Source organism: Methylobacterium gnaphalii, from assembly GCF_007992215.1.
Classification (GTDB): domain Bacteria; phylum Pseudomonadota; class Alphaproteobacteria; order Rhizobiales; family Beijerinckiaceae; genus Methylobacterium; species Methylobacterium gnaphalii.
The window spans coordinates 1-21,842 of the sequence record NZ_BJZV01000039.1; the positions used below are offsets into that span (position 1 = coordinate 1).

Annotated in this window: 21 protein-coding genes and 4 pseudogenes; 5 read left to right on the top strand and 20 right to left on the bottom strand. The window is 64.2% G+C overall.

All coding sequences use genetic code 11. The features are described from left to right. Positions 1-52 precede the first annotated feature (52 nt). From MGN01_RS20930 to MGN01_RS23765, 4 genes are read right to left on the bottom strand one after another with little or no spacing between them, the layout of a single operon-like run. A complete protein-coding gene (locus MGN01_RS20930) occupies positions 53-1,027 on the bottom strand; it encodes an NADP-dependent oxidoreductase (RefSeq protein WP_373319221.1) in 975 nt (324 codons plus the stop codon). A gap of 39 nt (positions 1,028-1,066) precedes the next feature. Then, positions 1,067-1,516 carry a cupin domain-containing protein gene (locus MGN01_RS20935; RefSeq protein ID WP_147048772.1) on the bottom strand — a complete coding sequence of 150 codons (450 nt, stop codon included), beginning with the start codon at positions 1,514-1,516 and terminating at the stop codon, positions 1,067-1,069. Positions 1,517-1,555: 39 nt separating this feature from the next. After that, positions 1,556-2,215 carry an HD domain-containing protein gene (locus MGN01_RS20940; protein ID WP_147048773.1) on the bottom strand — a complete coding sequence of 220 codons (660 nt, stop codon included), beginning with the start codon at positions 2,213-2,215 and terminating at the stop codon, positions 1,556-1,558. Positions 2,216-2,240: 25 nt separating this feature from the next. Further along, positions 2,241-2,387: a hypothetical protein gene (locus tag MGN01_RS23765; RefSeq protein ID WP_170246093.1), complete on the bottom strand. Its 147-nt coding sequence runs from the start codon at positions 2,385-2,387 to the stop codon at positions 2,241-2,243. A 2-nt stretch (positions 2,388-2,389) separates the two neighbouring features. Between MGN01_RS23765 and MGN01_RS20945 the strand changes: the two genes are divergently transcribed. Together MGN01_RS20945 and MGN01_RS24265 are read left to right on the top strand one after the other, a co-directional pair. Then, positions 2,390-3,565 (top strand): GlxA family transcriptional regulator, encoded by a 1,176-nt coding sequence (locus MGN01_RS20945; RefSeq protein WP_306437194.1) that lies wholly within the window; start codon positions 2,390-2,392, stop codon positions 3,563-3,565. Positions 3,566-3,898: 333 nt separating this feature from the next. Then, the gene (locus tag MGN01_RS24265; protein WP_238258514.1) at positions 3,899-4,225 is read left to right on the top strand and encodes an HD domain-containing protein; all 327 of its coding nucleotides are present in this window, start codon (positions 3,899-3,901) and stop codon (positions 4,223-4,225) included. Positions 4,226-4,879: 654 nt separating this feature from the next. Here MGN01_RS24265 and MGN01_RS20955 read toward each other — a convergent pair. The 7 genes and pseudogenes from MGN01_RS20955 to MGN01_RS20990 all read right to left on the bottom strand — a co-directional run bounded on the left by MGN01_RS20955 (position 4,880) and on the right by MGN01_RS20990 (position 11,048). Next, positions 4,880-5,932, bottom strand: coding sequence for a patatin-like phospholipase family protein (locus MGN01_RS20955; RefSeq protein WP_147048774.1), 1,053 nt, complete (start codon positions 5,930-5,932; stop codon positions 4,880-4,882). A gap of 50 nt (positions 5,933-5,982) precedes the next feature. Next, a pseudogene (locus tag MGN01_RS20960) lies at positions 5,983-7,193 on the bottom strand (zinc-dependent alcohol dehydrogenase). 31 nt (positions 7,194-7,224) lie between these two features. Further along, positions 7,225-8,017 (bottom strand): annotated as a pseudogene (gntA, locus tag MGN01_RS20965) (guanitoxin biosynthesis heme-dependent pre-guanitoxin N-hydroxylase GntA). Positions 8,018-8,124: 107 nt separating this feature from the next. After that, positions 8,125-9,009, bottom strand: coding sequence for a type 1 glutamine amidotransferase (locus tag MGN01_RS20970; RefSeq protein ID WP_147048775.1), 885 nt, complete (start codon positions 9,007-9,009; stop codon positions 8,125-8,127). 15 nt (positions 9,010-9,024) lie between these two features. After that, positions 9,025-9,267 carry a hypothetical protein gene (locus MGN01_RS20975; RefSeq protein ID WP_147048776.1) on the bottom strand — a complete coding sequence of 81 codons (243 nt, stop codon included), beginning with the start codon at positions 9,265-9,267 and terminating at the stop codon, positions 9,025-9,027. A 137-nt stretch (positions 9,268-9,404) separates the two neighbouring features. Next, on the bottom strand, positions 9,405-10,076 hold the full coding sequence (locus MGN01_RS20980) for an NAD(P)/FAD-dependent oxidoreductase (protein WP_238258515.1): 672 nt from the start codon (positions 10,074-10,076) through the stop codon (positions 9,405-9,407). Between the two features lie 225 nt (positions 10,077-10,301). Further along, positions 10,302-11,048 (bottom strand): Crp/Fnr family transcriptional regulator, encoded by a 747-nt coding sequence (locus MGN01_RS20990; protein WP_147048777.1) that lies wholly within the window; start codon positions 11,046-11,048, stop codon positions 10,302-10,304. A gap of 731 nt (positions 11,049-11,779) precedes the next feature. Here MGN01_RS20990 and MGN01_RS24270 point away from each other — a divergent pair. Beyond that, positions 11,780-12,410: pseudogene (locus MGN01_RS24270) on the top strand (tyrosine-type recombinase/integrase). A 147-nt stretch (positions 12,411-12,557) separates the two neighbouring features. Here MGN01_RS24270 and MGN01_RS21000 read toward each other — a convergent pair. From MGN01_RS21000 to MGN01_RS21020, 5 genes are all read right to left on the bottom strand, one after another. Beyond that, on the bottom strand, positions 12,558-14,144 hold the full coding sequence (locus MGN01_RS21000; protein WP_147048778.1) for an FAD-dependent oxidoreductase: 1,587 nt from the start codon (positions 14,142-14,144) through the stop codon (positions 12,558-12,560). Positions 14,145-14,695: 551 nt separating this feature from the next. Further along, complete coding sequence (locus MGN01_RS21005) at positions 14,696-15,079, bottom strand: VOC family protein (RefSeq protein ID WP_147048779.1); 384 nt, start codon at positions 15,077-15,079, stop codon at positions 14,696-14,698. A gap of 199 nt (positions 15,080-15,278) precedes the next feature. Then, positions 15,279-15,911, bottom strand: a complete 633-nt coding sequence (locus tag MGN01_RS21010; RefSeq protein WP_147048780.1) for a dihydrofolate reductase family protein — start codon at positions 15,909-15,911, stop codon at positions 15,279-15,281. Between the two features lie 5 nt (positions 15,912-15,916). Further along, entirely contained in the window at positions 15,917-16,435 is a 519-nt protein-coding gene (locus tag MGN01_RS21015) for an SRPBCC domain-containing protein (protein WP_238258516.1), read from the bottom strand. Positions 16,436-16,466: 31 nt separating this feature from the next. Next, positions 16,467-17,258, bottom strand: coding sequence for a VOC family protein (locus MGN01_RS21020; RefSeq protein ID WP_147048781.1), 792 nt, complete (start codon positions 17,256-17,258; stop codon positions 16,467-16,469). 101 nt (positions 17,259-17,359) lie between these two features. On the opposite strand from MGN01_RS21020, the gene MGN01_RS21025 reads away from it, so the two are divergent. Beyond that, the gene (locus MGN01_RS21025; protein WP_147048782.1) at positions 17,360-18,070 is read left to right on the top strand and encodes a winged helix-turn-helix transcriptional regulator; all 711 of its coding nucleotides are present in this window, start codon (positions 17,360-17,362) and stop codon (positions 18,068-18,070) included. Between the two features lie 376 nt (positions 18,071-18,446). On the opposite strand, the gene MGN01_RS21030 is transcribed toward MGN01_RS21025, so the two are convergent. From MGN01_RS21030 to MGN01_RS21040, 4 genes and pseudogenes are all read right to left on the bottom strand, one after another. Then, a complete protein-coding gene (locus MGN01_RS21030) occupies positions 18,447-19,928 on the bottom strand; it encodes a methyl-accepting chemotaxis protein (protein WP_147048783.1) in 1,482 nt (493 codons plus the stop codon). A 308-nt stretch (positions 19,929-20,236) separates the two neighbouring features. Continuing rightward, a pseudogene (locus tag MGN01_RS21035) lies at positions 20,237-20,617 on the bottom strand (methyl-accepting chemotaxis protein); the annotation flags it as partial. Then, on the bottom strand, positions 20,583-20,825 hold the full coding sequence (locus MGN01_RS23775) for a hypothetical protein (protein ID WP_170246092.1): 243 nt from the start codon (positions 20,823-20,825) through the stop codon (positions 20,583-20,585). The gene MGN01_RS23775 and the pseudogene MGN01_RS21035, both read right to left, overlap by 35 nt. After that, entirely contained in the window at positions 20,822-21,115 is a 294-nt protein-coding gene (locus MGN01_RS21040) for a hypothetical protein (protein ID WP_147048784.1), read from the bottom strand. The genes MGN01_RS23775 and MGN01_RS21040 overlap by 4 nt, the downstream gene beginning before the upstream one ends. Before the next feature lie 242 nt (positions 21,116-21,357). On the opposite strand from MGN01_RS21040, the gene MGN01_RS21045 reads away from it, so the two are divergent. After that, complete coding sequence (locus tag MGN01_RS21045) at positions 21,358-21,585, top strand: hypothetical protein (RefSeq protein WP_147048785.1); 228 nt, start codon at positions 21,358-21,360, stop codon at positions 21,583-21,585. The last annotated feature ends 257 nt before the right edge of the window (positions 21,586-21,842 follow it).

The window sequence follows — 21,842 nt, forward strand, 5'->3', positions numbered from 1 at the left end:
CTGGGGGCGGATCAACCGGAAGCGGGCATGCCCGCGTACCCCCTTCCGTGGTTCAGTCCGTCACGACATGCAGGACAAGCTTGCCTTTGGGCGCAGGTAACACTCCTTCCAGCATCAGATGAGCATCGCGAGCCTTTGCCAGCGGCAGGATTGCCCCGACCCGCGGGTTGAGCTGACCGGCCTCCATAAGCGTGGCAATGCGGGACAGACGCTCGGTTGTAACCTGCACGAGAAAGAATGCTGCGTTTACGCCGTGCTGGTCGGCCTGCGCCGCGTCGGGCTGCGTTACGGCCGAGATCAGCCTGCCGCCTCGGCGCAGGACCTTGAAGGAACGGGTCTGCGTGTCGCCTCCGACCAGGTCCAGGACGGCGTCGACGTCTTTCACCTCGTCCTCGAAACGCTGGGCGCGATAATCGATCACCCGATCCGCGCCAAGGCTTAAGACGAAGGCGGAATCGCCTGCTCCGGCCGTTGCGATGATTTGAAGCCCAGCCTGGTGGGCCAGCTGGACCGCATAGGCTCCCACATTCCCGGCCGCACCGTGGATCAGCACGGTCTGCCCCGGCTGCAGGCGGGCCTCCTCGAACAGACCTTGCCAGGCCGTCACGGCGATCACGGGCACAGATGCCGCCTCGACATGCGAAAGCGAGAGCGGCTTTCCAGTCAGCATGGCGGCAGAGGCCACTGCGTACTCGGCATAGGCGCCGACAAAGCGCGGGTTCGTCACGCCGAAAACCGGGTCGCCGAGCTTGAGGCCGGTTACCTCCGAGCCGTAAGCCACGACGACGCCCGACAGATCAGACCCGAGGGTGAGCGGAAGGGGCTGCGGCAGCGCACTCTGTCCCGCTCTGATCCAGCCGTCCCACGGCCCGACACCGGCGGCATGTACCTTGACGAGAACCTCGCCCGGACCCGGAACAGGCCGCGGCACCAGCTCAAAGCTCATTGCAGCCGGCGGCCCGAACGCGTTCACCCGCCAAGCCGTCATCGCTTCGCCCTCGGTAGGCGCGGCAGTCTCCCTGGCCATCGCACTCTCCTCGCGGTTGACTAATCCTGTGCGCCGGCCCTACGGGCTTGCCCCGTCCGGATCAGGAACCGTGAGCGGCTTGTCGTGGCTGTCGACGATGAAGACTGCGAGCAGGCTGGCGGGCTCGCTGTCGCTCGCGTTCTTGCTCACCCGGTGATGAGCGCCGGGATCCTCGAAGAAGCTCTCGCCGGCGCGGTAGGTCCTGGCAGGCTCGTCGCCGACGCGGCTGTGGATCGCGCCGGTCAGCACGTGCGCATAGATAAAGGCCGACGCGGCATGCCGGTGTGCCGCAGACTCGCCCCCGGGTGGGTAGGTGACCACTACCGCGATCAGGCTCTTGCCCGGAACGTTCGGGAGGGCGCGGTTGAAGACAGGCTTTACGGACTCGCGCTGCTGAGCCTGTCCAGGTTGCGCCCCTAGCGCCGCGGCCGCTAGGAATGCCGCGATGGCTGCCGGCTTTGCGCACCTCCACTTCAGTTGTGAGATCATGACGGTCTCCCTTTGCCCCAGTCGTGGTTTGGTCTGGGTTCAATGCGGCCAGGGCGAGCCGAGAATGATGCTGCAGAAGTTCATCCGCCTGTAGCCTGGGTCCTTGAGCGCTAGAACGTCGGCCTTGACGTTGCCGAAGGTGGTCTCGGGCTTCTTGATCGTTCCCTGGGCGAAGTGATCGATGACCGCTTCCTTGAAGTTGGACTCGCGCGGATGGTGGACGCAGACATGGTCGCGCTGCTCGGGCGTGAAGTCGTCATAGGCGATGCCGAGCACGTCCATCTCGACGCCCGCCGTTACGAGAGCGACGGTCGGACGCATATGCTCCGGAATACCCGGCGTGGTGTGCAGGGCGATGGCGGTCCAGACCTCCTCAATGTCCCGCTCAGGCACGCCATAGCTTGTCAGGAAATCACGGGCGGCGTTGGCCCCGTCGACTTCGAACCGGAGTGCCCTGCTCGCGTAGGCGTCCGTCAGGCCCATGTCGTGGAACATCGCCCCAATATAGAGCAGCTCCGGATCGTATCTTAGGTTGCGGCGCTGCCCCGTCAGCGCGCCCCAGAAGAACACCCGGCGGCTGTGGTTGTATAGCAGGTCGTCTTCCTTATCGCGCACGAGCTGCGTTGCGGCCCGTGCGATCTGGCTGTCGGGCACCCGAATGCCCGCAATCGTCTCAGGGTGGTGCAGGTGAGCATTCATCGTCGTCGATCCTGGTGCGGCAGGTTCAGTCGAAGCGGTGGGAGGAAAGCGGATCGCTCGCCGGGAAGCTGTCGGCCAGCGCCTCGTCGAGCCAACTATCGACCTCGACGGGTGGGGCCGGCAAAGAGGAGCGGTCACGTTCGTCCGCATGAGGAGTGGCAGCCACCGGCATCTATGCCTCCTGATGTTAGCCAACATTGGAGCGTCGACCTGAACAGCATCCAATACTACTGGGCCGATATCTCTGACGTCGTCTTGTCTTGCGCAATGACGCGAAACACCGGATTTCCGCCATCGATGCCCGCTTTTCCGCCAGCCGGCGGAGCGGCAAGAAGGAGGTGCTACAGGTCGACGATGCAAGAGGTGCAAATGCTAGATCGGAGCGTCGCAATCATAATCCACGACGGGGTGCAGGCGCTCGACATTGCGGGTCCGGTGGATGTCTTCGCGGAAGCAAACAGCCTGCTGGGTGGACGCGCGTCCTACCGGACCGTCCTCGTGGCGCGGACACGCGACCCGATCGTCGCATCGAACGGCATGCGCCTGCTCGCCGACCTTACCTTCACTGAAGCCCAGAACCCATTCTCGATCGTGCTCGTCGCTGGCGGGCCCGAGCTGCCGGTGTCGCCACCGGACGAGGAGCTTTCGGCCTGGCTGAGGACGGCCTCCTCTCGCGCCGATCTTTACGGATCGATCTGCACCGGCGCGTTCGCCCTCGGGCATGCCGGGCTACTCGACGGTCGGGCTGCCACGACTCACTGGCAGATCGCCCAGCGCCTAGCTGTATTGTTCCCGAATGCCAGGATCGATCCTGACAGGATCCATTTGCGTGACGGCCGCCTGATTACGTCAGCCGGCGTGACTGCAGGGATTGATCTCGCGCTGGCTCTCGTCGCCGAGGATCATGGCGCGGCCCTCGCGCAGGCCGCAGCCAAGAGGCTGCTGGTCATCGCGCAGCGTCAGGGCGGCCAATCGCAGTTCAGTCCGTTCCTGGCGACGGCCGTCGACACCGCCTCCCCACTCGCCAGAGTGCAGCAGCACGTGATGGAGCATCTCGCCGAGCCTCTTTCGGTTCGGCAGCTCGCTGGCGTGGCAAAGACCAGCGAACGAACATTGTGGCGGCTGTTTAAGGAGGTCGGCCTAACGCCGCACGACTTCGTAGAGGCGGCGCGTGTGGACGCCGCGCGCAACCTGCTGGAAGGCAGCGACCGGCCACTTAAGGCGGTCGCTTATGATTGCGGCTTCGGCACGCCGGAACGGATGCGGGCGGTCTTTCAGCGCCGGCTGAGCATCTCGCCGGCGCAGTATCGCAACAGCTTCCGCATGAGACCCAACGCCAACGCCGCCTGATCGGCGCCACAGGGTCTATAGGTCCTGTCAGCCGGCCAGCCGCAGCAATAGGGCTGCCCCCAGCCCTGCCCGGAGAATTGGGCCGCGAGCGCTGACGGCCGCAGCGCCATCCGCTTGGCAGGAAAAACACAGCCATTGGCAGGCGCCGAGGGGGCCGGCGCATTGAACGGGCCGAGCCGTCGCGGATAATCCGGCAAAAGGCTTGGCCCGAGCGATGGCGCGGCGAACAGACACTCGCTGAAGTCACAAAGCGGACCGCCGTGAGCCCGTCGAGCGGGCGTCGTGGCAGGATGCGTCGGCGTGATCCGTAACGCTAACAAGAGGAGATCGACGATGAGTCAAGTGATCTCAGGCATCAGGATCCCCGACAACGCGAGAGCGCTCGCCCGCGAGGCTGTCGAACTCGTGCGTGAGCATGCATCCGATCTGCTGTTCAATCATTCGGTCCGGGTCTTCGTATTCGGCGCGATGAGAGGCGTTCGTGATGGGCTGACCTTCGATTCCGAGCTGCTCTACGTGGCGGCCTTGTTCCACGATCTCGGGCTGGCCGACGCATATCACACTCCGACCAAGCGGTTCGAGATCGACGGCGCCGATGCGGCTCGCGCGTTCCTCCAGAGGCACAGGCTTCCGGGGCAAAAGGCGGACCTAGTCTGGTAGGCGATCGCGTTGCACACGACTCCCGGTATCCCCGAATATATGCAGTCGGAAATCGCCCTAACGAAGGCGGGCGTCGTGATGGATGTCGTTGGGATCGGGTATGACAACTACACGCCCGAGCAGCGCGCCCAGACACTCGCGGCTTTCCCGCGCCGCAACTTCAGATCGAGTTCGTCGAGGACCAGCTTCGCTCGGCTCTGAAGACACCGGAAACGACCTTCGGCACAGTGAACGTCGAATACATCGAGCACTTCGATCACAGCTTCTGCAAGCCGAACGTGTGTACGAGGATCCAGGCTGCGCCCTGGTCCAGCTGACCGACCGACAAGAGTGCACTGCCGCCGATATGGATGATGAACCTACGTCCGTGTTCCAGAGCCGCGCGGCCACGGGTGTAGGGCTGTGTTGGGTCGAGAGCAGCCTCTTGCGGCGGGTGCCAAATGTCGGATTTCGCGCACTTTCATATTCGCCCTTTCACCTGCGCTGCGCACCGTTCCGCAACTTGTCGCGACACGATCCGCGAAGCGCAGACCCTCGTCTCCACGGAGATTGTACTTTCGAACCGAGGTGTCCGGCGGTCTTCGTCAGCAGGCAGTCGCGCTCACCCTGATCATTACGGCCGGCGCGACCGACCCGCGCCCGCATGCGCTCGGCTCACCCCTGCGGCCCCGTGGGACCGGGGCTGTCGGGAAGGGTCAGGTATTCGAAGCGGCCTCTGCCGCGCCGGCCCGGCGCCAGCAGCCCCATACCTTGCTCCGCGTCGCGTCGGCCAACGGCCCAGCGGTCGCGGATGGACGAGGGCGAGAAGTCGAAGCTCTTGGCTGCGAGCTGATCGGCACCGGCCTGGTAGACGAGGTGGAGCAGTGTCACCGCTGGTCCCGTGGGGTCGAGCCGCTGCCGCAACTCGTACTCGCGCCTGAGGCCCGCAATCACCCGGCGCGGCGCACTGGCGAAGATGAGGTCGTTCGCGCGTTCGATGACTGCATCGAGGGAAGCCGGACGCGGTGCGCGCAAGGAGAACAGGTCCGAGGCGATACATAGGAGGTCGCGCTCGGGCTCGGTCTCGAAGAGCGGGTCGAGGGGTAGGTTGTTCGTGTAGCCAGCGTCGCACAGGACCCGCCCGTCCACCTCCACCGGCGGGAAGGCCGGAAGGATGGCCGTGCTAGCGAGGATGTGCTCGGGCCGGACCTCCTCGCGGTCGGTGTCGAAGTAGACCTCCTCCCCGGTCTCGATATTGACGCAGCCGACTGTCAGGCGCGTGCCGCCCCGGTTCAGGCGGTCGAAATCGACGAGGCGTTCGAGCGTCCGCAGCAAGGGGGCGTTGTCGAACAGGGCCACGTCGTTCGGCACCCAGGGCAGGGCCGACCATAGGCCCGGCAGACGATGGCGAAAGATGCTCGGCCGCCCCCAAGCAAGTGCCAGGAGGGCGTGGAGCCCGTTGTAGACCTGGCGCGGCTTGAGCAGCCCAGTCGGGCTCGGTCCCGTGGACTGCGTCGCCTCGTCCCAGAACATCCGGAGCTTGGCGACCCGGTCCTCGAGGGCGTTGCCCGCGACGATGGCGGCGGTCACCGCGCCGATGGAGGCGCCCACGACCCAGTCGGGCCGAATCCCGCTGTTATGCAGCGCCTCGTAGGTTCCGGCATGGTAGGCGCCGACGGCATTGCCGCCGGCGAAGACCAGGGCGAGGTCGCGTGTGTCGTCCGGCATCCCCGTGCCTTCATGCGTTGCGGCCGTTCCCAACCATAACTTAGGCGGCGTCAGCCGTGCGGCTTGAACACGACCTTGGTGCAGTTGTCGGTCTTGTTGCGGAAAGCCTCGTAGAGCGCCGGTCCCTCCTCCAGGTTGGTCGACCGGTGGCTGATGATGAACGAAGGGTCAATCTCTCCCTTCTGGATGCGTTCCAGGAGCGGCTTCATGTACCGAACCATGTGGGTCTGGCCCGTCTTCAGGGTCAGGCCCTTGTTCATGAGGACCCCCAGCGCCACGGGCCCCACGGGACCGGCGAAGACGCCGGGCATCGAGACGTTCCAACCGGGCCTGCAGGCTAGGATGGCCTGGTTGAGCGCGATGGGCCGCTCCAGGCTCACCGTGTGCTCCATGATGGCGGAGGAGACCTTCTGCAGCGTGCTGTCGGCCCCATGGGACTCCATGCCGACCGCCTCGATGACCGAGTCTGGCCCGAGGCCGTGGGTCATCTCCATGAGCGTGTCCTGCACGTTCTCCTTGGACAGGTCGATGGTCTCCGCGCCCGCCTCGCGGGCGAGCGTCAGACGCTCGGACACGCTGTCGATGGCGATGACGCGCTTGGCGCCCAGCAGGTAGCAGCAGTTCACCGCGAGCACGCCGACCGGGCCGCAGCCCCAGATGGCGACCGTGTCCTCCGGGCCGCAGCCCCAGATGGCGACCGTGTCCTCCGGGCCGATGTCGCAGTGCTCGGCGGCTTGGTAGGCGGTCGGGAAGATGTCGCTTAGGAAGAGCACTGCTCGTCGGTGAGACCTTCGGGCACCACGATGGGGCCGACATCCGCGTAGGGCACCCGCAGGTACTCGGATTGGCCGCCGGCAAAGCCGCCGGTGATGTGTGAGAAGCCGAACAGGCCGGCGAGCGGATAGCCGTAGGTCTGCGCCTGCAGCTTGCCGTTCGGGTTGGTGCGCTCGCAGCAGCTCCAGTTGCCCCACTTGCACTGGCGGCACTCGCCGCAGCAGATGGTGATGGGCACCACGATGCGGTCGCCGACTTTAAGCTTGTGGTTGTCCTTGCCGACCTCAATGACCTCGCCCATCGTCTCGTGACCGAGGATGTCGCCGCATTCCATCGTCGGCATGAACCCGCCCATCAGGTGCAGGTCGGAGCCGCAGATCGCGCAGGCGGTGACCTCGATGATTACGTCGCGGCCGTGCTCGATCTTCGGGTCCGGGACGGTCTCGCTGGTGATCTTGCCCCGGCTCTGCCACGTCAACGCTTTCATGGTCGGTCACCTTCCATCATGGCGGCGGCAGTCATGCGCCCCGTCCCGGGTGCCAAACCGCTACGGGGCCGGGATGATCTGCGCCGCCCGCCGAAAACGCGCCCTCGACCAGGAGATCGTGGGGAACCGGGCGCGCGACGGCACCGGCGTCCTCGCGCGGGCGGAAGCGGCAGCGCCAGCCCTCCCCCACGGCCCGGCCGCAGTACTGGCGGGCCTCGGCGACCTCACCATGGCGCCAGCATCGAGTTCACCAAGCCGGCCAACGCCTCGTCCCGCTGCAAGACGGAGGAACGCAGCTTCTCGTAGCGACCGGCCTCGCGCAGTTGCTCGAACTGGGCGTGCAGATTGAACGCCAGCGCGGGCAAGAAGAACCGCCGCGCCGGACGGCTGGCGTTGGAGTGCAGGCCGACGACAGAAAACGCCTCGCCGGCGAAGCTCAGGGAGAAGTGCGGGCTGTCCGGCTCCTGGGCGACGCGCCCGTCCCAGGGATGGCCGAGCCAGGCATCCTTGTCGGCCAGGGGCTGCACCCGGTCCCAGAGGTGCCGTTCGAAGCCCTCCTCGTTGAGGTCGCCGTGCCCCTCGAACACGATCGCGAAGCTCTGGAAGAGGTCGGACTTCCGGCGATAACGCGCCATGAAGGCCATCATCGCCGGGTAGATGCGCATGTCGTCCCGGGCCGAGGTGATGTCGCGGGCGACCAGGATCCGCATCTGGCCCTTGGTCAGGGCCGATTTGGCGCCGACGCACGGGAAGCCGGCGTCGCGGATGAAGTATCGCAACGCTTCGGCCCGTGGGTGGTGGGTATCGTCTCGGGGAAGTTGCATCGGAAATCGGCACGCGCGGCGCACGGATGCCCGCGGAACCTGCAAGGGTCCGCAGCTTCGGCTGACGGTGGCGCTTCGGCCGCGTCCCGCGCGGGCTCGGGACTGTCCTACCTATCCCCAGCTAGCAGCCCCTCGCGCCCGAGCCGGGTGAGCGCCCCGATGAAGTTGCGCAGTTCCGCGAGCCTTAAGCGCTCATCCGTGATCTGCTGGTCCAGGCCGAGGCGCCAAGCGAGGTCACGCCTTGTCGGCTCCCGATGAAGGGCGTCGACTTGGCTCGCATAAGCCTCGACGTCTTCCTTGCCCCGAGCGAGCCCCGCCTTGACCAAGCCGTCCGCCTGGCGGCGCATGGCTCCAGCCACCTCGTCGAGGCCGATCTCGGGATGGTACTGCACGCCCCAAAACACGCCACCGTCGAAGCGGATCTCGGCGGCCTGGACGGTGGTGACGCGGTTGCCCGCCAACAGCATGGCGCCGGGCGGAAGCACCTCGACCTCGTCCGTGTGGATGGCAGGCGCGTCGTACGTAGCCGGCCGGCCAGCCAGCAGCGGGTGGGCGCGACCGGCCTCGGTCGGGGTAATGCGCCGCGCGAAGGCCGCCTCGAAGCCGCGCCTGTTGGCCCGCACAGTGCCTCCTGCCGCTACCGTGGCGACCTGCAAGCCCGCGCAGGATCCGAAGGCCGGGGTGCCTGAGGCGAACACGGATCGCATGAACGCGACCGTCCGCCGGGTTTCCGCCGTTTCCTCGTAAAGGTGCAGCGGCGATCCTGTGAGGAACACCGCGTCGAACCCGGCCAGAGACATGCCGGACGGAAGCGCCGCGTCGGCGTCGACAGGCTTGATCCGGTCGCACGCCGCACCCGGGGCGAGCTTGCCAAGGATGTCGAGGTAGGTCTCGCCAGAGGAGCGCCCGACACTCTCGCGACGCTCGTGGCGCGCCTCGGGTGTCTCACTCTCGGCCACGAGCAACCGCAACGTCGAATGGGATGAGCTCACGGTTCCTCGGTGTCCTCAGTGTCCGCGCGTCACGGGGAGCCAATGCCTGGAAGCGGCGAGCGTCATCGAGGAGCGGGCGGCCGCGATGGCGTCCAGGGATCCTCCGGGCGCCCCTCCCGCCCGTGCCTCGACCTCGAAGGCCTGGAGCCTCCGGAACAGCGCGACTTCCATGTCCAGGATGGCCGGCGACGGGCAGAAGGCTATCATCTCGTTTAGGCGGCGCATGTAGAGGCAGCTTGAATCGCATGGGTCAGCCATGATGACTCTTCCGTTCGGTTCTTTCGGCTCCGCAATTCGGGGAGGCATGGACCAACCTCCGGCGGGAGCAACGGTTTGCGTCGGTGCCTGCGGCATCCTGCTCCGTACGGCATGGCCATAGTGGTCGATTTCGCCGTTCAGGGAGCTTCCGGGATCGACGGCCGAAGCGGGATCAGGGTGCCGCTGGTCCTGCCGCCGGCCCCTTCGACCTCCTCCTCGGTGGGCAGTTCACACCGGTTGTGGATGTCGGTGGCCGCTACCGCGCCATGGCCCATCGCGACCACCACTTGATCGAGGCCGCGAACTACGCCTCCCGCGGCATAGAGGCCTGGCACCGTTGTGCGGTTGTGCTCGTCGACGACGAGGGCTCCCGTCTCGTCGTGCCTGGCACCCAGTCCAAGCGCGAGTTCGGAACGAAGCTTCAACCCGAGAGCCGAATAGAGAACCTCGAAGCGATGTTCTTCGCCGCCCGCTGTGCGCAGCATCGTGATCCTGCCATCCTCGACGCCGAGTTCGATGACCGGCTCGTAGACCACCTTGATGCCGTGCTTGCCGACGCGCTCTCGCTCACCTGCATCGAGCTCCATGCTTTGGCCAAGCGTCAGCAGCGTCACGTTGCGCGAATAGGTTCGGGCGACGAACACCGCTTCGCCCAGGCCCCTTTCGCCATGGCCGATCACTGCGATGGGCTTGCCTCGTGCCTCGTAGCCATCGCAGATCGGACAGTAGCGAACGAGCCCCCGCCGGATCGCGTCGGGCAGGTCCGGCAAGTCCGGCTCCACATCGTCCGCGCCCGTGGCGAGCAGCACCCTGCGTGCTCGATCCAAGCCTGTGCCTAGTCGGGGTCCGGGAACTTGGGTGGCGAGGGATGATCCAGGCGCCCAAAGCCAGCCTCCGAGAACCGTCTGTCAACGTCGTCGCCGTGCCGGGTCGAGAGCTGGGCAAAACCGCGACGAGGAAGTCGCCGGAGAAAACCAAGTGGCTTTCGGTAGCGAGGCTGTTTGTCGCAACCTGCACGGGCTGGAGACGTAATGTCATTCCACGGCCCGCATCTCCAGTTGGAGGTAAGTCGGATCGAACTCAGCGACGCGGACGACCTCGTCCCAAGCCGATATCACGAGTTGACGCCCGCTCAGTGAGATCAGGCCACGACTTCGCATCTCCTGAAGCACCCGGTTGACGTGCACGCTCGTTAGGCCAAGCGCATCAGCCAAGTCGTTCTGAGTGACCGGCAATGGGCAGCCATGACCATTGGCCAGCCCCACGGCGCGAAGCTTGAGGTAAAGCTCGCAGAACAGGTGCGCGATGTGCTCGAAGGATGTACGACGGCCCAGGCTGGTGATCCATTCGCAGAAGATCCCTGCATCGACCAAAGTGTCCCGCCAGAGGATAGCGGCGATGCCGGGATAGCGCACGATCAGATCCCGCAAGCTATCATGGGGGATGAGCGCAACCGTTACTCCGGTCAGCGAACCCAGGCTGCGATCCATAGTTCCGATGTGCAGGCTGCGAAGATCGGGAATATCGCCGGCAATGTGGAAAGCAACGATCTGCCGGCGGCCTTCGCTGATCATTTTGTAAGAACAAGCCCAGCCCTCAACGATGAGGTAGCAATGCGTTGGCGTATCGCCATCGCACAGGATGACCTGCCGAGCACTGAGAGCGCTGACTTTTATAGGTAGATTCAGGATCGCCTGGCGTTCGGCATCGCTGAGAGGCGCAATACTCTCACATTTGCGAACAAATCGACTGAGGGGATGAGAATGGAAAGCCGAAGGCATGAAGCTTCGCCTTGCTTTGCAGACGGAAGCACGTGCCTCTCCCAGCCGTCAGCGCCTGCCACCTATTCGCTGCCGATCATTTAAAAATAAATCGAAGTTAGAATTGCGCAACATCATGTGATGTAAAAAATAGAGATCACAAATTTATCCACGATTCACCTCATATGATGACTGTACAAGCTGTGCTGTAAAAGACGATTGTGCAAAATCGAGATCGGAGACAATCAATGCGTTCTTACATCAAAGCGTCCGTACCTCCTGATGAAGTTCGGCTACCGATTCGGGCAGTGACAGCGCCAGTATTTTACTGTGAAGTGGACGAGGCGCGGACGCCGCAACAAGCGATGAACGGGTTACCTGAGCCTATTGTCTGAGACGGCTGTCAGGAAATCAAATGTCTGGGAAACGGTGCTGGCTACGAATGTGAGGCAGTCACAACGTCGGCGAGACCGCAAGCCGATGACGGCAAACTTTGGAATATCCGATTTCAAGGCGGTCGCTTTGCGGAATGAACGGCTGTGATGGGCGCACTTCCGCCAGTGTAATGTCAAAAGGTATGTCCGCTTTCGGAAGCTGCGCGATGACGCGCCTACGACTAGTTTGGGTCGCATGCCGTCCGTCCGCTTCCGCCGCAAGCCTTTGAGTCTCTCGCCCTGACTGCGGTACTGCCCCGGTCGCGCTCGTGACGCCGTTCATCTCATTGCCGGCATGGGCCGGCTGGGAGAACAACGATGGGACATTCGGAGCAGGACCGGGGTTTCAAGAGCCGCCGTCCGTGGAATGCCGGGCAGAAGATCGGCGCCAAACGCGCCCTCAAACCTCAGCAGGTTTGGGCGGTCGGTTGCTGACTAGACCGCGCTGGGCGCGTGCGCGATCGCGCGCTGTTTGACCTCGCCATCGACAGCAAGCTGCGCGGCTGTGACATCGTCAAGCCCAGGATCGGCGACCTCGTCAGCGGTGGGCGCGTTCGAACGCGAGCCATTGTCATTCAACGTAAAACCGGCCGACCGGTGCAGTTCGAGCTGCTGGAACCGGCCCGCACCAGCATGCGGGCGTGGCTGGAGTGCCGATGTGGGAGCATGGACGATTCCGCCTTTCCGAGCCGGATCGACCATGATGCCCCCTCAGCACTCGGCAGTACGCTCGCGTGGTCGACGAGTGGGTCACCGGAATCGCCTTGCGACTGGAGGATTTCGGGACGCATTCGCTACGCCGCACGAGGCGTCGCTGATCTACAAGCGCACCGGCAACTGACGGGCTGTACAGATCCTCCTAGGCCACACGAAGATCGAGAGCGCGGTGCGCTACCTCGGGGTCGACGTCGAGGACGCGCACGCTTTGGCAGAGGGCACCGAGATCTGAACGCCGAGGGGCTCTGGGTCAGTAGGGCTGCACCGCGCCCATTGTGGCCAATGCCGCGCTTCAGCGGTGAACCCGAAAGCAGCCATACGAGCCGATGGATCAATGCCGTCTCTCCTGGCGCATTTCCTCACGTCGCACCCGCCTTCTTCAGGGCTGAACGTAGTCCCAGACCTTGGAGATAACGACCGATCCCTCGCCAACCGACGAGGCGACACGCTTGACGGAGCCCGCCCGTACATCTCCGACCGCGAAGATACCGGCTTGAGATGTCGCGTACGGTGAGCTTCCGCCTCTCGTATCTCCCGTCAGGACGAACCCATGCTTATCGAGTTCGACAAGCCCCGATAGCCAGCTCGTATTGGGGGCGGCTCCGACCATGATGAACAGGGCGCGTGTCGAGACCGTCCGCTCTGGTCCATTTCCGGCGTTTCGGATCGTCACCGCATCGAGACGATCATCGCCGTGGAGGGCGCTAACCTCGGCACCGTATTCGATGGTGATCGCCGGGTCCGCTTCGAGACGGCTCGACAGGTAGCTCGACATGGAGGTGGCGAGTGACTGGCCTCGCACCAAAAGGCGGACGTGTCTGGCCGAGCGGCTAAGATACATCGCAGCCTGGCCAGCCGAATTGCCGCCGCCGATGACGATCGCCTCGGCATCCTTGCAGTAGCGGCTCTCGTTCTCCGTCGCGGCATAGTAGACGCCCGACCCCTCAAACGCCTCCAGACGATCGATCGGTAGCCGGCGGTATTGGACGCCAGTGGCAACGACGACCGCACGACCTCGAACGCGCTGGTCGTTGTCAAACGTCGCGCAGAAAGCGCCATCGTCGAGCCGTTCGAGTTTGACAACCCGCCGCGGCATCGCGAACCGCGTTCCGAACTTCAGCGCCTGGACCTCGCCTCGCCATACGAGATCGGCGCCGGAGATCCCCGTCGGAAACCCCATGTAGTTCTCGATCCGGCTTGACGTGCCGGCTTGGCCGCCGATCGCGAGATCCTCGATGACCAATGCGCGAAGCCCTTCCGCTCCGGCATAGACGCCGGCCGCCACGCCAGCAGGCCCACCGCCAACGATAAGCACGTCGAATGCCTCGTCGTCGACAAGGTTGTAGTTGAGGCCGAGGAGTTGCGCGACTTTGTCCGGCGTCGGGTCTGTGACGACGATCTCCCGACCGAAAACGACTGCCGGCATGTCAGGCGGCGCCGAGCAGCTTGTTGCGACGGAGCGCGCTTCCGGGCTGCCCAGGAGGTACGACCGGTACGGAAGGCGGTTGCGGCTCGCGAACTCCGCGATCCGCCGCACGGCTCGGTCCTCGTCCTCGCCGATCAGAACCAGCGTGCCGTCGCGCGTGTCCAACTGTCGCCGGCGCCGCGCAGCAAGGACGGTTATGACGATGTCCGACATCTCGGGGATCTCGGACATGAGACGCAGGATTTCCCGCCGAGGCACCTCGATGACGCTGGTGTCCTTGGATGCCCGCATCGGCATTGACCAGTTGCCACCGTGCAGCAGGGCGATCTCGCCCATGAACTGCGTCGGACCAAGAGTGGATGGCACATGCCGCTCGCCCGTGAACGGATCCACCACTTCGACCTGGCCCTCCTCGACGTAGACGAAACAGTCAGCTGGCTCCCCAGCACGAGCGAGAAATGTTCCGGCTGGATAGTGTCTTTCGGATCCTACGGCCCGGATCGCGGCAACGTGCGATGCTGCAAGAGGTACGCGCTGCATCTCGCGGAGATCACGGCCAATCGTTCCATGGTCCTCCCCATCCCGACAATCGAAATTACGCCGCACCGATCGAGTTCTGGATTGAGGATGTCTGCTTCGCGGTCAACCTGAGCTCGCCGCACAGCCTCACCTCAAGGCGTAGGCTTGGCTACGAAAAGGATAGATGCAGCCGACAGCTTTGCGCCGATAGTCTTGAAAAAGGCGGACTGCGCCGCCCCGATCGATTGAACAGCGCCTCAGATAGATTACTGTTCTCTTGTTGGCTGAAAATTCGTCGTCAGGCAGAAATATCGACCGGGGAATTGGAATATTGTTCCACGACTTCGCCCGGCCGATGGCCTTCAAGTAGTAACTTGCGCCTTTTTCAACACTATCCGCCCATTTCGGCCATTCAGCGGCCTTGACCGGTATCTCCGAAGCGGACATCTGCAAAGACCGGATCACAAGCGGAGGCAGACTGCTGATTTGAAACAGGCCCTGCGAAACATCGAGGATCTAATGCCCGATCTTTGTGCAAAGATATACGCGTTATGAACGGATCCGCCGAGGACCTAAAACTGGTTCATGCCAACGATGCAGAACCCATGTCCGAAAGGATCGCTGCAGAATGCAACCGGGGGAAAGCCCGACACACGGTGTACCTGCTCTGATCTAGCGCCATTCGCCACAGCCCGTGCGAGCGTCCCTTCGAAGTCGTCGACACGAAAATCGATGTGCACCGGTGTCCAATGGCGCTCATACCGGCGAAAGTCGTTGCTTCCCGGCGCAGGTGAGGATCCAGCTGGTTTCGCGAGAAGTCCGATCGTCTGATCCCCCGAAGTCAGCTTCGCGTAACCGGGATGGGGCCGGGACGTCTCGACGAAGCCAAAGACGTCACCAAAGAATTTCAGGCCCTCATCAATCGACGGGACGTCAATCGAAACAGTCACTTTCATCAAAACCGTTCCATTCGCTTGTATGTTGGCCACTCTGTGTATGGCTAAACGCGCATTAGGCCATGATCCTGCAGGAACGCTGCTTCCAGCACGTGCCGGCTTCCCGCTTCATCAGTGCCTTCGCCGACAGCGAGCGTTTCCGTCTTCGGCATTAGGTTGATTCCGAACGTTGAGGCAGCGCCCAGTTCTCTTCCTGCACTCAGCGCGTCAGCACGATGTGGGTCGCAAGCTCCGTTGGGACCGTTTCTGCCACCCGATAGCCGAGGCTCAACAGGTCGATGCCCGCGAACAGGTGCTCGCCCCGGCCCAGGACAACAGGTGACACGGCCAGGTGCAACTCATCGATCGCGCCCGCGAGCAGATACTGGCGAACCGTCGACACACCACCACCGATCTTAACATCCAAGTCGCCAGCGGTGGCCCTGGCTTGGTCGAGTGCCGCCTCGATCCCCCCGGTGACGAAATGGAAGGTCGTCCCACCTTCCATCACGATGGGCGCCCGGGCGTGGTGTGTGAGGATGAATGTCGGCGCGTGATACGGGGGATTGTCGCCCCACCAGCCCTTCCAGTCCGGCCCGCCCCAATCGTCTCCGGCAGGCCCGAACATGTTGCGGCCCAGGATGAAGGCGCCAAAGCCATTCATTCCGGTGTCGGCGAAACGATCGTCAGTGCCGCCCTCTTGCCCGATCATCGATCGGAAGGCCCGCGTCGGGAAGAACCACCGCATCAGCTCCGGCCCGCCTTTCCCGAGCGGATGCTCCAGGCTCTGGTCCGGGCCGGCCCCGAAGCCATCGATGGAGACTGAGAAACCTCTCGCGCGTACCTTGCCCATGGCGCTTAGGCCTCTGCGTCTAGGAAGACGATCAGATCGTCCAGTTCCACGAATTGTTCGCCCCAACCGCCCGTGCTTCCAGAGGCCAAGGCTTCGTCGAGGGCTGCCTTCGAGGGATAGAGCTCATGCACGACGATGTCTGTCGCGCCGTCCCTTTCCTCGAAGGTCACCGTGGTGACGGGCCCATCCTCGCCCCCTTCGTCGTTGGTCCAGACGAGGCGGGCGTGGGGCGTCACCTCGATGTATCGGCCGAAGAACGCCATGGGCTGCTCCGAGGAGGGATGGCCCATCAGTAAACGGTACGTGCCGCCCGTGCGGATATTAGCCTCGAACGAGATCAAGGAGACGCCGCAGGATTTGGGCACCCACCATTGCTGGAACAGCTTCGGCTGTGTCCACGCTTTGAAGACGACCCGGGCCGGGCCATCGACGGTTCGCATGACAACGAGCTCCGTGTCCGATGTCCGCTCCACCGTCGTGGGTGTCCTCCGGGCCATGGTGTCACTCTGTCCGCCTGCGATCATCAGCATCTCGCTCGCCATCGCTCGACTCTCCTCACGCCGCCTGGCGCGAGCCGGCAAGGCCGAGCCTGTTGCCCGCTGGGTCGGCGATGTTGGCCGAGTAGCTGCCGCCGGGGATCGGATCGGGACCCTGGAGCACCGTGCCGCCTCTCTCGCGCACCGTCAGGAGTGCGGCATCGATATCGGCCACATGGACATACCAATTCCATCGGGCCGGCGCCCCGGTGGCCGTACTCGACATCACCGCGCCAGGGCGCAGGTCGCTCCGGCCAATGAAGGCGTACTCACCCATCCCGCCCATCGGCATGGCCCCGAGCTTCTCCCAGCCGAAGAGTGCCCCGTAGAACGCGAAGGCAGCCTCGGGATCGGGGGTTGCGAGCTCGATCCATACGCCGTGGCCGATGGTTTGCTCCGTCCCAAGGGGCACCGGCCCGAAGGCCCGGCTCTCGTCGGGCCTTGTCGCATTCATCAGGGCGAAGACCACGTTCTGCGGGTCGCTGACCATGGCAAACCGGCCGACATGCGGGATGTTGACAGGCCCGAACCGGATCTGGCCGCCAAGCTCCACCACCCGGGAGGACAGGGCGTCAACGTCGCGGGTCGCGAGGTAGACCGCCCAGCCGGGAAAGCCGGGAGCTTCGGGCATCGACCGCCGGATCCCCGCCACGGGCTTCCCGTCAGCTTCCGCGACCTGATAGCCGCCATGCTCCAGCACCGCGGAAGATGCGATGCGCCAGCCGGCGATAGCTTCGTAGAAGGCTTGTGCCGCGTCCTGGTCGGCCGCGTTCAATTCGAACCAGATAGGTTTACCCTCGGCAGTTGGCATCAGGCGCATTCCTCTCTGACAGCGGGCGCATTGGCCGCGTCGCGGTGCCCCTTACAGCCCCGCTTTGCCCAGGCTGGCATTCTCGGTTATACAAAGCAACCATGCAGTCAGAAAAAATAACCAGAGCGGCATCTGCGCCACGAGAGCGTCGATACGACGACGCTTGCGGTACTGCGCTCGCCCTGGAGTTCATCGGCGAGCGATGGTCGCTGCTGATTATGCGCGAGCTAGTCTTCGGCCCTCGCCGCTTCGGCGAGTTACGAACAAACCTCCCCGGCATCAGCGCCAACGTACTGACGCAACGCCTGGAGAGCCTGGAGGAGGCGGGTATCGTCCTGCGCTATCGGTTGCCGTCTCCGGCCAACGTGCAGGTTTATGATCTGACGGAGTGGGGCCGTGGGGCCGCTCCGCTGATGCGCGACATGGGGCGTTGGGCGGCTCGCTCACCAAAGCACGACCCGCGCCTGTTCATGTCGGCGGCTTCAGCCATGATGTCGCTTCAGGCCCTAGCTGACCGCACACAAGCCGCGGAGCTGTTAGTAACGGTCGCCTTTCACTTCCCCGGCGAGGACTTCGTCGTGACGGTGACCGGCGGCGAGATCGTTGTGAGCCGTGGTATCATGGAGGCACCCGACCTCGCGTTCACGGGCGACACGATGGCGATGCGCCGCACGATCTATGGCAAGGCTCCTCTGGCTAGAGACGGTGCGGGCGGAACGCTCGCCTTCGCCGGCGAGGCCGATCTCGCACAGTCCTTCGTCGATCTCTTCGCTCTGCCGCCAAAAATTGTTGAAGAGCTTGTTAGCGGTTAGGCCGGTATTCGGCGCCCTTCCCGAGCGCCCTGCAAGCTGCGCGGTGGCAGCCCAGACTGCAACTTTGCGGGTGCAGACTGTCAAAACCGCCGCCTGACCCTGTCCACCCTCAACGGCTTGCTGCAGGCTTTCGGTCAGCTCTTGCCGTGCGTCGAACGTCCGCTTGCTGGATTTGGCGCTCGAAAGCGGACCGGCAAGAATCCACTCAACATCGCCGTACATGCGCGATCACGCGGTTCCCGAAAGCGGACGTACGTTCTGCCGTCGCCCTGTCAGCAGTGCACCTATTACGGTCATCCAGCGGACCTGGGCCGCATCTCGAAACCGGTTGTTTGGCGCCTAGACGTTATGCAGTTCCCTTCCAACTTGGCTGACATTAGCGCGCCAGGACGCGTGCTGCTTCCTTCGTGGTGGCCACAGCCTGCGAGACGCTTCCGACCGAGCCTGAGATCGCCAGGATGTTCTGCGCAATCGCGGCAACCGCACTCGCCGCATCCTGCATGTTGCCCGACATGTCGCGCGTAACCACGCTCTGCTCCTCAACAGCCGCTGCCGCACTGATCACATGATCGCGCATCCGCTCGACCGAGCCTTGAATCGTCGCGAGCGCGCCGACAACCTGCTGCGACACCGCCTGAACGTTGTCGATCTCACCCACAATCTGTTCCGTTGCGCGTGCGGCTTGGCCGGCCAAGCTCTTCACCTCCTGGGCCACCACCGCAAAGCCGCGACCTGCCTCACCCGCCCGCGCGCTCTCAATGGTGGCGTTCAGCGCCAGGAGATTGATCTGCCCGGCGATGCTCTGGATCAGACCAACAATGCCGCTCATCGCGGTGGTGGCCTGCGCCAGCTTCTGCGTGAACTCGGCCGCGCCGATCACCTGGCCGTGCGCGTTGTCGGTCGCGTCACGTGACTTGACCATGCTTTGCGAGATCTCGGCTACCGAGGCGGCAAGTTCTTCGGAGGCTGCCGCCATGGTCTGCACGTTGTCGGCTGTGCTACCCGCCGCCTGTGTGGCCTCGCTAGCTTCTTGGTTCGAGCGCAGAATGGCGCTGTCGATCTCGCTGAAGTTCTGCTCGATCAGCCGCTTCAGGTCCGCCAGGAGCTTTACCTGTGCGGTGATGTCGGTGGCGAGCTTCACGACCTTGTAGGGCCGGCCGCTCGCATCGAGGATGGGGTTGTAGCTCGCCTCGATCCAGACCTCACGGCCTCCCTTCGCGATGCGCCTGAACTGGCCGGCCACGTACGCGCCCTGGCGCAGCTTGGACCAAAAGTCGTGGTACTCTGGACTTCTGGCGTGATCGGCGTCCACGAAGGTGCGATGGGGCTGACCGACGATCTCGGGCAACGTGTAGCCCATGGCTTCCAAGAAGTTCTCGTTGGCCTCGAGCACCACGCCGTCGAGGCTGAAGGCAATCACAGCTTGCGACTTATGGATCGCTGCAATCTGCCCCTGCCGCTCTGTCTCCTCGGCAATCAGGCGCGTGATGTCGCTTGCGAACTTCACGACCTTGTAGGGCTTGCCCGAGCGGTCGAGGATAGGATTGTAGGAGGCTCGGATCCAGACCTCCCGACCGCCTTTGGCGAGACGCTTATAGCGCCCAGCCCGGTACTCACCTTGGCGCAGCTCGGCCCAGAAGTCGCGGTACTCGGCGCTCTCCTTGTAGGTGGGCTCGACGAAAAGGCTGTGGTGCTTGCCCTGGATCTCGGCCAACGAGTAGCCGACGACTGCAAGGAAGTTCTCGTTGGCCGTGAGCACGCTGCCGTCGAGGTTGAATTCGATGATGGCTTGTGCCCTGTCGAGGGCGGCGAGCTTGGCGATAGCTTCGTCTGCGAGGCTGCTTCGTTTGCCAAACATGCTCCGGCTCCGATGGGCGGCTCCGCGCGGCGACGGAGCTCGCACCTGAGATTGAGAGCTTCAGGAGGAGAGCCGGCGGGCGAGAGCGGCAAACTAAGTTAATCCGCAGAGTTGCCGGAAATAGATGCTAAACTGTTAATGCTATCTAGAATGCAGATCTGTTAAGCCAACGCAGCTGAGATGTCAGTTCGCAAACTGGGCGTTATAAATTTATAGCTCTTGCAGCCATCGCTAAGTGCAGGCTGCACAAACACGAACCCCACCCGAGAGGGGCGGGGCTGCCGGGGAGAGAACTGGGTCGGAGCGGCTCAAGCAGCTCGTTCGGTAGCCAGGAACCGAGTGACCTCGCTGCTCAGGCTCTCGGACCGGCGCGACAGCTCGGAGGCAGAGGCCAGCACCTGAGAAGCCGCCACTCCCGTCTCCTCGGCCGCGCCTGCCACACCCGCGATGTTGTGCGTCACCTCGACCGTACCCGCTGCAGCCTGGCTGACGTTGCGCACGATTTCCTGGGTGGCCGCCCCCTGCTCCTCGACGGCCGCTGCAATCACCGTCGCCACGCCGCTGATCTCCTGAATGCGCTGCGTGATCGCGCCAAACGCCGACACCGCCTGACCCGTCGAGCCCTGGATCCGGGTGATCTGGCCTGAGATCTCCTCAGTCGCCCGCGCGGTCTGGTTGGCCACCTCCTTCGGCGATGGCCCTGAGGGCACCGTCGAGCGAGGGATGGTTCCCGTGGATGCCGTCGAGACCGCTGTCGCGGTTCGGAAAGACCCTCACCTCCGGCGAGCCCGGAACCTTCTTAACCGCGCTCAACGAACGACCCGAGCGGTCGGTCAGCCACCAGGAGCCATCGTCCCCCACGGGCCTCGCAATGACGTCTATGGGATGGGCGTTCATGGCGGTGCACGCCGGCCCTCGGCTGCGTGCGGCAAAGTCTGCGCGCCCAGGGATGCCGCCACGGACGCCAGGAGCGAGTTCGCACTGGTTGGGACCAAAAGGCTTTCGTCGGCCTCGCCTCCGACCCTTGCGAGTCCAGAGTCGGGGAGGCCACGCCGGTAGATCAACGCCACGGCGCGCCAGAACGCGGCGCTGTCGCCGCCGAGCCGGGCGATGGATGCTTCGATACGCTCCCGCGCTTGCCGGGCGAGTTCCTCGTCGGTGACGAAGGGCACCTCAAGATCAGCCATCGCAACCTCGAATGTTAAGCGTGTTAACATCAACGTCGCTCGGAGCACTTCGGCCTCATGTCGGCCGGAGAAAGTTGGAGGAGATCCGCTTCGAAGACGAGGGATGATGCTGCTTCTCCGATCATGCGAGCGGTGAATGGGCCCAAGGATGAACGGTTTCGGCGCCCTGCTCGTTTGGGCTCCTTCTGGGCGCGGTCCTGACGTTCGGTCGAGGCCGGTGCGCCGACGGCGTGAGGAGCGACATGGCGAGCTTGCTGGACTACGAGCCCGGCGATTGCGGGACGGCGGAGTTCCGCCGCGGTTTCGCGCACGGGGCGCAGGCCCTGTTCGACGTAGTAGGCGGCCATCTATCGGTGGAACACGCGACCCTGCTGCGGGGCTGGCTCAACCGGTCGGTGCGGGACTGGACTGCCACCCCTGGCGACGCCGAGATGCCGCCGCCCGCCCCATCGTTGCCGCCGCCCCCATGACGGCGCCGCTGCGGGACTAGGACGGCCTGGCGACCGAGGAAGGTCGGCGCGCCTCCGAGGCGGCTGACCGGCCGGAGCTTGATCGGGCGCTCGAACGGCGGGGTCCCGAGGAGCGCTCCGCCTTCTGGAACGCCTTTGACCATCTAAACACCGCCAGCGCGACGGCCGTGACGGGCATCACCACAAGTGCCTTGGAAGAACGGGAGCCCGCCATGCCCAAGATGTCATCGATCCAATGCTGGTGATCCGAAAGGCGA